We start from the raw sequence: 8,947 nt of genomic DNA, 5'->3' as shown, positions 1-8,947 counted from the left end.
GGGCGCCGCCGCCACCCCTCGCGCCGGCGCCGGCCCCGCCGCCCGCTGCGGCCCAGCCGGCCGCGCCGGTGGCGCCGCCCTTCCCCTATCAGCTGATCGGCCGCCTCGAGGAGGGCGGCCAGAGCCAGGCCCTGCTGGCCGGCGCGAACCGCAGCATCTCGGCCAAGGCCGGCGATGTGATCGACGGCCAGTGGCGGATCGAGCGCATGAGCCCCACGGGCCTGACGCTGGTCTGGCTGCCGGCCCAGCAAGCACAGCACATTTCATTCAAGCCCTCGTCATGACGCCACCGATCCATCGCCGCCCCGCGTGGCTTGCTGTTCTTGCCGCCCTGCTGCTGGCGGGCTGCGCCCATCCGGCCCTGCGCCAGGCCGACGAGCTGGCGCGCGGCAACCAGTTGCGCGAGGCCAATATGGTGCTGCGGGAGGCGCTGCGCCAGAACCCCGCCGACCCGGCGCTGCGCGCGGCCCAGCTGCGCACCCGCGAACAGCTCGCCAACCGGCTGGTGATGCAGATCGAGGGCCAGCGCGCCGCGGGTCGCTGGGACGAGGCGCGCGCCAGCGCGCAGCAACTGCGCGAGGCCGACCCGGCGCAGCCGCGCCTGGCCGCCTTCGAGACCGAGATCGAGCGCGGCCAGCGCCAGGAGAGCCTGCTGCAGCAGGGCCGCCTGGCGCTGCGCGAGGGCAGGCTGGCGCGGGCCGAGAGCATGGCGCGCGACATCCTGGCGGAGGCGCCCCATCACGCCGGCGCCCGCACCCTGCTGGCCCAGGTGGCGCAGGCGCGGCCGCTGGAGGCCGCCGCCAGCGGCGAGCTGGGCCCGGCCTTCCAGAAGCCGGTGACCCTGGAGTTCCGCGAGGCACCGCTGCGCCAGGTGTTCGAGGCGCTGGCGCGCAGCAGCAGCAATGTCAACTTCGTGTTCGACAAGGACGTGCGCGCCGATGCCAAGGTGACGGTGTTCCTGCGCCAGGTCTCGCTGGACGAGGCGATGCGCGTGATCCTCAGCACCCAGCAGCTGGACCGCAAGCTGCTCAATGACAGCTCGGTGCTGATCTTCCCCAACACCCAGGCCAAGCAGCGCGAGCACCAGGAGCTGATCACCCGCACCATCTACCTGACCAATGCCGACGTGAAGGCCGCGCAGGCGATGGTGCGCACCATCGCCAAGGTGCGCGACATCCATATCGACGAGCGCCTGAACCTGATGGTGGTGCGCGACACGCCCGAGGTGATGCGCCTGGTGGAGAAGCTGATCGCCTCGGTCGACCTGCCCGAGCCCGAGGTGATGCTGGAGGTGGAGGTGATGGAGCTGGCCACCGACCGGGTCGACGCGCTGGGCCTGCAATGGCCCGAGCAGGTGCAGTACGGCCTGCCCGGCGTCACCGGCCAGGTGGACCTGGGCCTGCGCGACAGCTTCCGTGCCAGCGTCGCCAACCCGGCCCTGGTGGCGACGATACGCGGCACCTCGGGCAATGCCAATCTGCTGGCCAACCCGAAGATCCGCGTGCGCAACCGCGAGAAGGCCAAGGTCCATATCGGCCAGAAGCTGCCGGTCTTCACGACCACGACCAACTTCACCGGCAGCACCTCGGTGGCGGCCTCGGTGTCCTATCTGGACGTTGGCCTGAAGCTGGACGTCGAGCCCACCATCCAGCTGGACAACGACGTGGTCATCAAGGTCGGGCTGGAGGTCAGCAACCTGATCCGCCAGGTCACCGGCCCCGGCGGCACCACGGCCTACGAGATCGGCACGCGCCAGACCGCCACCTCGCTGCGCCTGAACGATGGCGAGACCCAGATCCTGGCCGGCCTGATCAACGACGAGGACCGCAAGAGCGCCACCGGCATCCCGGGCCTGTCGGGCCTGCCGGTGCTGGGCAAGCTGTTCGGCGTGCAGACCGACACCCGCAACAAGACCGAGGTGGTGCTCCTGATCACGCCGCGCATCGTGCGCAACGTGGCCCTGCCGGACGCCGCCCTGACCCGCCTGCCGGGCGGCACCGATGCCCAGCCCGGCGCCTTCAGCAGCCGGCTGCGCGAGCAGGCGCGCGCCGGTGTGGGCCTTGCGGGCGCCGCGCCGGCAAGACCTGTCGCCGCGGCGGGCCAGGGCGCCCAGGCGAGCGACGCCGAGGTGATGCTGAAGCTCGACGTGACGCCCCAGGTGCAGGCCGGCGGCACCATCAGCGTGACCCTCAGGCATGACAGCGGCGTCTCGGTGAAGGGCGAGCTGGAGTTCGACGCCACCAAGCTACAGCCGGCCCAGGCCGCGGCCGGCAATGCCGCGCCGGGGCGCCTGCCCTTCGAGCTGACGCCGCGCGGCGAGCGCGTGCTGGTGCTGCGCGCGCTGCCCGCCGCGGCCGGCCAGGTGCTGTCGGTCGGCGTCAGCGGCTTGAGCGCCTCCGGCCTGAATGGCGAGGCGCCGCCGGTGCGGCTGGAGGGCTCGGGCATGGTGGCCATTGAGGCCGCTCGTTAAGGGCATGCGATGAGAGGCTGGAACATCGGCGCCGCGGGCCCAGCGCCGGGCCGCCCCAAGCGGGCCCGCATCCCCTCGGGGGATCGGACCGTGCACTCACGGGCCGAGGGGCTGGGATTCACCCTGATCGAGATGCTGGTCGTGCTGGCGATGCTGGGCGTGTTGGCGGCGGCGGCGCGGCCGATGCTGCTGCTGTCGGTGCAGCGCAGCCAGGAGTTCCAGCTGCGCGAAGGGCTGCGCCAGATTCGCGGCGCGCTCGATGCCCACAAGCGCGCGGCCGAGGCCGGCCAGATCAAACAGAGCCCCGAGGACAGCGGCTATCCGCACCGGCTGCTGGATCTGGTGCGCGGCGTGCCCGATGCGAAATCGCCCGACGGCCGCCAGCTCTACTTCCTGCGCCGCCTGCCGCGCGATCCCTTTGCCGAGGCCGGCCTGGAGCCGGCCGACAGCTGGGGCCTGCGCTCGGCCGACAGCCCGCCGGACCAGCCGCGCGAGGGGCGCGACGTGTTCGACGTCTATTCGCTCTCGGAGCGCCGCGCGCTGGACGGCACGCGCTATCGAGACTGGTGATGAACGTGCCACGCATTGATGGCCCGCGCCAGCCGGGCACCTTCGAGCGGAGCCCGGGGATCCGGCTTCGCCGGTCCTGCGGGCTCGCCCCCCTGGGGGGGCGCGCGCAGCGCGTCGGGGGGGGATTCACGCTCATTGAACTGATCGTCGTGATGGCGATCGTCGCGCTGCTGGCCTCGATCGTCGCGCCGCGCTATTTCAACAGCCTGGACAAGGCCAAGGAGACCGCGCTGCGCAGCTCGCTGGCCACCTTGCGCGATGCGATCGACCAGTTCGCGGCCGACAAGGGCCGCTACCCCGACAGCCTGGAGGAACTGGCCGCGGCGCGCTATCTGCGCGAGCTGCCGGAGGACCCGGTGGCCGGCCGGCGCGACGCCTGGATCGAGCTGCCCCCGCCGCCCGACGCGCAGCTCAAGGGCCAGCTCTATGACGTGCGCAGCGGCGCGGCCGGGCGCGCCAGCGACGGGCGCCTGTACGCCGACCTGTAGTCCCCCGACGATGCGGCAGCGCGGCTTCGGCTATCTGGGCATGCTCTTCCTCGTCGCGCTCACGGCCGCGGCGCTGGCGGCGCTGGGGCCGCGCTGGAGCACGGCGGTGCAGCGCGAGAAGGAGCGCGAGCTGGAATTCCGCGGCCAGGAGATCGCACGGGCGATCGCCAGCTATCTGAAGGCCGGCGCCGCCCAGCCCGGCGGGCCGGGCGGCGCCCATCCGCGCAGCCTGGATGAGCTGCTGACCGACGAGCGCGGACCCAAGGCGCGCCATCATCTGCGCCGTGCCTATGTCGACCCCTTCACCGGCAAGCCGGACTGGGTGCTGGTGCCGGCGCCGACCGACCCGCAGGGCTTTCGCGCCGTGCACAGCCGCTCCGAGCAGGAACTGTTGCGCCGCCTGCCGCCCGACGAAAGCGTGCCGGCACGGGCCATGGACTGGCTGTTCACGGCCGACCAGGCCATGTCCGACCCCGCCCTGCCGGCCGCGAGTGCCGCATCGGCGCCGCGCTGAGCGCTCAGCGCGTGCCCGCCGCGCTCCCGCCGCTCGGCTGCAGCCGGCAGCGCCCGGCGTGACAGGCGGCCCCCGGATCGGCGATATAGCGGCAGTCCGACACCCGGCCCGCGCGCTCCGACTCGGCGCGCTCGGCCTGGGCATGGGCCTGCACCAGGGCTTCCAGCTCGCCCTGCCGGACATTGCGGGTGGACCAGGCCAGATAGCCGGCCGGGCCGCCGCAGGCCTTGAAACCCACGGCGATGCTGCGGCACTGGGCATCGCTGTCGCAGGGGGCGTCGCCGATCATCGTCCCGATGCGCGGCCGCAGCAGGGCCGCGCTGTCGGCCGGCACCGCGGCGCCCGGTGGTGGCGGGGCGGCGCAAGCCAGTCCGGCCAGGCTCAGCCAGCAGGCGATGCAGCGGCCGGCGATTGGTGAAAGAAGAACGGATTTCATGCTTCGATGCTCGCGCAGACGCCGGCGGCCCGCAACTCGGCCTCAGAATCCCCAGCTCGGGAGGATGTATCGATGAGGCTGTGGGCGCTGCTGATCGCGGTGGCAATGAGTGGCGTGGCGGCGGCGCGGCAGCCCGTCGAGGCGGCCGTGTGCAAGGTCACGCCCGAGGCGGCCCAGCGCATGCTGAGCGCGCTGCGCGCCCAGGCCCATGCCTGCGGCCTTGCCGCGATGCCCGCCGCCGGCGCCTTGCAATGGGACGAACGCCTGGCCCAGTCCGCGCGCAGCTATGCCGAGGAGCTGGCGCGCCGCGGCTCCCTCAGCCATGACGGCCAGCAGGCGCGCAGCCTGCGCGAGCGCCTGCGCCTGGCCGGCTACCGGATGCGGCTGGCCGGCGAGAACCTGGCCGCCGGGCCGAACACGCTGGACGAGGCCCTGGGCCAATGGCTTGCCAGCCCGGCCCATTGCGACAACCTGATGGCCGCCGATTTCGAGCAGATGGGCCTGGCCTGCGCCGCGGGCGCCGCGCCCTACGGGCATTACTGGGTGCTCCACCTCGGGCGCAGCCTGCCCGAGTAGGCGCCGCCCGCTCGAGTCTCAGATCCAGCCGAGGTCGATGGCGCGCAGCACGGCCTGGGTGCGGTCGCGCACGCCCATCTTGGAGAAGATGGCCGAGCAGTGGTTCTTGATCACGCCCTCGCTATTGCCCAGCAACGCGGCGATCTCGGTGTTGCTGCGGCCGCTGGCCACCAGGCGCAGCACCTGCAGTTCCTTCGGCGACAGCGGATCGGGTTCGGGCGTCGCCTCGAAGCCCCGCGCCACCCTGGGCGCCTCGCGCTCGATGCGCTCGGTCAGGCCGGGGCGCAGCGCGGTGCCGCCGCGGGCCACGTCGCGCAGCGCCTGCAGCAGGGTGTCGGGGCTGATGGCCTTCAGCAGAAAGCCCTTGGCGCCGGCGCGCACCGCCTCGTCGAAGGCGGCGCTGTCGTCGAAGGTGGTCAGCAGCAGCACCGGGATGGACAGCGCGCGCGCCGCCAGCGCGCGGATCAGGCCCAGGCCGTCCAGCCGCGGCATGCGCATGTCCGACAGCACGACGTCGGGCATCAGGGCCGGGATCAGCGCCAGCGCCTCGGCGCCGTCCGCCGCCTCGCCGACGATCTGCAGCTCGGCATGCAGGGCCAGCAGGCCCTTGAGCCCCTCGCGCACCAGCTGCTGGTCCTCGACCAGCAGCACCTTGATCGTATCCTTGCTCTCGTTCATCGTGGTCATGCTCCCCTGGGGCAACGCAGTTCGATCATGAAGCCGGGGCTGTGGCGCGTCACCGTCATCGCGCCACCGAGTTCGGCCATGCGCTCGGCCATGCCCTTCAGCCCGTTGCCGGCCGTCAGGCGCGGCGTGCCGCCGCCATCGTCGTCCACCGTCACCCGCACCTGCTCGCCCTCGGTGGCGAGGGCCACCCGCACCCGCTCGGCGCGGGCATGGCGCACGCTGTTGGTGACGGCCTCCTGCACGCAGCGCAGTATCGCGTGCGCCAGGCGCGGGCTGAGGTCGCGCGCGGCGGGCGCGATGTCCAGCTCGATGCGGGTGCTGGCAATGCCCTCGGCCAGGGCCTGCAGCGCCTCGCTGAGGTCGATGCGCTGCGAGCCGCGCTCGGCCGACACGGCGGCGCGCACATCGGCCAGCAGCCGCTCGGCGCTGCCGCGCGCCTTCTCGACGGCCCGGGCCGCGCCCTCGGCATCGGCGCGCTGCAGCAGCGCGCCGCCCAGCTGCAGCTGCAGGTTCAGCGCGGTCAGGTGGTGGCCGACCACATCGTGCAGCTCGCGGCCGACAGCCAAGCGCTCGGCGTAGCGCAGCTGCTCGGCCTGCAGGCGTTCGGCGCTGAGCTTATCGGCCAGCATGGCCTGCAGCCAGCGGCGCTTCTCGGCCTCGGCGGCGGCCATGCGGCCCAGGCCGAAGGCCATGCCATGCAGGGCCACCATGGCCATCAGCTGGCCGAGGGCGTCCAGCCACAGCGGCTGCTCGGAGCGCAGCTGCTCCAGCTGCTGGCCCTCGCTGGGCAGCAGCAGGTAGAGGCCGACGCTCAGGGCCACCTGGGCCAGCGCGAAGCCGAAGGCCGGACGCAGGCGCAGGATGATGGCCGCCAGCGCCGTGACCAGGAAGGGCAGGCCCGGCGTGACGGCCAGGGCCAGCAGGTCCAGCGCGACGATGCCGGCCAGCGCATGGCGCGGCGCGCGGTCGGTGATGCTGCTCTGCCGGGCCAGGCGCCAGTAGCCCAGCGCGAACAGCAGCACCAGGGCAAAGCTCAGCAGGGTCAGGCCGACGCCGCCGCCGCCCAGGCGCTGGGACAGGCCGGCCAGCAGGCCGTCATAGGGCTCGGTGCGCCGGCCCAGCAGGGCGCCGACCAGGGCCCACAGCTCCAGCACGCAGACGGCCAGCGCGGCGATGCGCAGCACGAAGCCGGGCTGGGCGATGCGGGCAAGCAGGCGGTCGAGACTCACGGGGCGGGTTTTAACGCAAACCCGCGAGGGTGCCACAGCCGGGGCGGACCCGGCCGTGCCGGAGGTCATGCCAGCGCTTGTGCGATCACGCCGCCGCCCAGGCAGACCTCGCCGTCGTACAGCACCGCGCTCTGGCCCGGCGTCACCGCCCATTGGGCCTGCGGGAAGTCCAGCCGGACCCGGCCCGTGTCGGGCGTCAGCGCGCAGGGCGCATCGGCCTGGCGGTAGCGGGTCTTGGCGCCGTAGCCGCCGAAGCTCGGCATCGCGCCGCTGGTCCAGCTGAGGTCGTCGGCCAGCAGCGAGCGGCTCTGCAGCAGCGGATGCTCGTGGCCCTGCACGACGACCAGGGTGTTGCTGTCGAGGTCCTTGCGGGCGACGAACCAGGGCTCGTGCGCGCCGCCGCCGCGCGGCGCGCCCTTCTCCTTGATGCCGCCGATCCCGAGGCCCTGGCGCTGGCCCAGCGTGTAGAAGGACAGGCCCAGATGCTCGCCCAGCTTGCGGCCGCGCTCGTCCTTGATCGGGCCCGGCTGATGCGCCAGATAGCGGTTCAGGAACTCGCGGAAGGGGCGTTCGCCGATGAAGCAGATGCCGGTCGAATCCTTCTTCCTGGCATTCGGCAGGCCGATCTCCGCGGCGATGCGGCGCACCTCGGTCTTGGCCAGCTCGCCGACCGGGAACAGGGTCTTGGCCAGCTGGGCCTGGTTCAGGCGGTGCAGGAAGTAGCTCTGATCCTTCAGCGGGTCCAGGCCCTTGAGCAGCTGGAATTCGCCCCCAGCCTCGCGCACGCGGGCGCTGTCGGGCGCAACCGCGCCCGACCCGTCATGACGGCCAACGGCCATGCCGGAGTCCGGTGGCACCCATCGGACTCTGGCGTAATGGCCGGTGGCGATCTTCTCGGCGCCCAGGCGCATCGCATGGTCGAGGAAGGCCTTGAACTTGATCTCGGCATTGCACAGCACGTCGGGGTTGGGCGTGCGGCCGGCCTGGTACTCCTGCAGAAAGGCGGCGAACACGCGGTCCTTGTAGTCGGCCGCGAAATTGACATGCTCGATCTCGATGCCGATCACGTCGGCCACCGCGGCGGCGTCGACGAAGTCGATATTGGACGAGCAGTATTCGCTGTCGTCGTCGTCCTCCCAGTTCTTCATGAAGATGCCGACGACCTCGTGGCCGGCCTGCTTCAGCAGATGGGCGGTGACGGCGGAGTCGACGCCGCCGGAGAGGCCGACGACGATGCGGTGCTTGCGCTGGGAACTCATGGGTCGGTATTTTCCCGTATCGCGCAAAGACCTGCCCCGCCGGGCCTTTCTCAGTTGCCCTTGAGCAGCGGCTCCCACAGCGAGGCATGGGCCTTCACCGCGTCCAGCGGCAGGCGCCGGCCCGCCAGATGGTCCTCCACGCATTGCAGCAGCAGCGGGCTGCGGTGGCGGGCCTGGGTGGCGCGGATCTCCTCGGGCGTCAGCCACAGGGTGCGCAGGATGCCCCGGTCCAGGCTGCGGCCCGGCAAGGGGGCGCCGACGCTGCCGCAATAGGCCAGGCGCAGAAAGGTCACGTCCTCGCCGCTGCTGGGGCGCAGGAAGCGGGCCAGGTACAGGCCCAGCAGCGCCTCGGGGCGGAATTCGCGCGCGGTTTCCTCCAGCGCCTCGCGCACCACGCCCTGCTCGGGCGTCTCGGCGGGCTCCAGATGGCCGGCGGGCTGGTTCAGCATCGGGCCTTCGGGCGTTTCCTCCTCGACCAGCAGGTAGCGGCCGTCCTGTTCGATCACGGCGGCCACGGTGACCGAGGGTTTCCAGCGTTCGGTGTTGGACATCTGCGTCTTTCAGGCTTGTACGGGTGTCGATCCGGGTGCCTATTGTGTAAGCTGGCCGCAAGCTGCCTCAAAACTCCGGAGGGATCATCCATGCTGATAGGTGTTCCGCGCGAAAGCGCGGCGGGAGAGACGCGTGTGGCGGTGACGCCCGAGACGGTCAAGAAGCT

The 8,947-nt window shown here is 72.2% G+C and carries 10 protein-coding genes and 1 pseudogene; 6 read left to right on the top strand and 5 right to left on the bottom strand.

The features are described 5' to 3' along the window. The 5 genes and pseudogenes from AC07OQ_RS24240 to AC07OQ_RS24220 form a co-directional block, all read left to right on the top strand. Window positions 1–284, top strand: a pseudogene (locus AC07OQ_RS24240) (hypothetical protein); the annotation flags it as partial. Further along, a complete protein-coding gene (locus AC07OQ_RS24235; protein ID WP_495055699.1) occupies window positions 281–2,470 on the top strand; it encodes a secretin GspD/PilQ domain-containing protein in 2,190 nt (729 codons plus the stop codon). The pseudogene AC07OQ_RS24240 and the gene AC07OQ_RS24235, both read left to right, overlap by 4 nt. A 90-nt stretch (window positions 2,471–2,560) precedes the next feature. Further along, window positions 2,561–3,040, top strand: a complete 480-nt coding sequence (locus tag AC07OQ_RS24230; RefSeq protein ID WP_495055698.1) for a type II secretion system protein — start codon at window positions 2,561–2,563, stop codon at window positions 3,038–3,040. A gap of 59 nt (window positions 3,041–3,099) precedes the next feature. Then, window positions 3,100–3,528 carry a type II secretion system protein gene (locus AC07OQ_RS24225; protein ID WP_495055700.1) on the top strand — a complete coding sequence of 143 codons (429 nt, stop codon included), beginning with the start codon at window positions 3,100–3,102 and terminating at the stop codon, window positions 3,526–3,528. 10 nt (window positions 3,529–3,538) lie between these two features. After that, window positions 3,539–4,042 carry a type II secretion system protein gene (locus tag AC07OQ_RS24220; RefSeq protein WP_495055697.1) on the top strand — a complete coding sequence of 168 codons (504 nt, stop codon included), beginning with the start codon at window positions 3,539–3,541 and terminating at the stop codon, window positions 4,040–4,042. Between the two features lie 4 nt (window positions 4,043–4,046). Here the strand turns inward: AC07OQ_RS24220 and AC07OQ_RS24215 are convergent, their stop codons facing one another. Continuing rightward, complete coding sequence (locus AC07OQ_RS24215; RefSeq protein ID WP_495055696.1) at window positions 4,047–4,478, bottom strand: hypothetical protein; 432 nt, start codon at window positions 4,476–4,478, stop codon at window positions 4,047–4,049. A gap of 72 nt (window positions 4,479–4,550) precedes the next feature. Between AC07OQ_RS24215 and AC07OQ_RS24210 the strand changes: the two genes are divergently transcribed. Then, entirely contained in the window at window positions 4,551–5,054 is a 504-nt protein-coding gene (locus AC07OQ_RS24210) for a CAP domain-containing protein (protein ID WP_495055695.1), read from the top strand. Window positions 5,055–5,072: 18 nt separating this feature from the next. On the opposite strand, the gene AC07OQ_RS24205 is transcribed toward AC07OQ_RS24210, so the two are convergent. The 4 genes from AC07OQ_RS24205 to AC07OQ_RS24190 all read right to left on the bottom strand — a co-directional run bounded on the left by AC07OQ_RS24205 (window position 5,073) and on the right by AC07OQ_RS24190 (window position 8,780). Then, window positions 5,073–5,732 carry a response regulator gene (locus AC07OQ_RS24205; protein ID WP_495055694.1) on the bottom strand — a complete coding sequence of 220 codons (660 nt, stop codon included), beginning with the start codon at window positions 5,730–5,732 and terminating at the stop codon, window positions 5,073–5,075. 5 nt (window positions 5,733–5,737) lie between these two features. Then, window positions 5,738–6,970, bottom strand: a complete 1,233-nt coding sequence (locus AC07OQ_RS24200) for a sensor histidine kinase (protein WP_495055693.1) — start codon at window positions 6,968–6,970, stop codon at window positions 5,738–5,740. Window positions 6,971–7,035: 65 nt separating this feature from the next. Further along, window positions 7,036–8,229: a tRNA 2-thiouridine(34) synthase MnmA gene (gene mnmA, locus AC07OQ_RS24195; RefSeq protein WP_495055692.1), complete on the bottom strand. Its 1,194-nt coding sequence runs from the start codon at window positions 8,227–8,229 to the stop codon at window positions 7,036–7,038. A 50-nt stretch (window positions 8,230–8,279) separates the two neighbouring features. Then, window positions 8,280–8,780 carry an NUDIX hydrolase gene (locus tag AC07OQ_RS24190; protein ID WP_495055691.1) on the bottom strand — a complete coding sequence of 167 codons (501 nt, stop codon included), beginning with the start codon at window positions 8,778–8,780 and terminating at the stop codon, window positions 8,280–8,282. Between the last annotated feature and the right edge of the window lie 167 nt (window positions 8,781–8,947).

The sequence above is a fragment of the Roseateles sp. GW821-FHT09B06 genome, from assembly GCF_059418245.1.
Note: the sequence above shows the minus strand (reverse complement) of the source record. Positions and strands in the feature narration are given on the sequence as shown.

Bases quoted from the DNA above. Each gene is read 5' to 3' on its own strand.
- AC07OQ_RS24235 (WP_495055699.1), top strand. From the start codon at position 281: ATGACGCCACCGATCCATCGCCGCCCCGCGTGGCTTGCTGTTCTTGCC.
- AC07OQ_RS24220 (WP_495055697.1), top strand. From the start codon at position 3,539: ATGCGGCAGCGCGGCTTCGGCTATCTGGGCATGCTCTTCCTCGTCGCG.
- AC07OQ_RS24215 (WP_495055696.1), bottom strand. From the start codon at position 4,478: ATGAAATCCGTTCTTCTTTCACCAATCGCCGGCCGCTGCATCGCCTGC.
- AC07OQ_RS24210 (WP_495055695.1), top strand. From the start codon at position 4,551: ATGAGGCTGTGGGCGCTGCTGATCGCGGTGGCAATGAGTGGCGTGGCG.
- AC07OQ_RS24205 (WP_495055694.1), bottom strand. From the start codon at position 5,732: ATGAACGAGAGCAAGGATACGATCAAGGTGCTGCTGGTCGAGGACCAG.
- mnmA (WP_495055692.1), bottom strand. From the start codon at position 8,229: ATGAGTTCCCAGCGCAAGCACCGCATCGTCGTCGGCCTCTCCGGCGGC.
- AC07OQ_RS24190 (WP_495055691.1), bottom strand. From the start codon at position 8,780: ATGTCCAACACCGAACGCTGGAAACCCTCGGTCACCGTGGCCGCCGTG.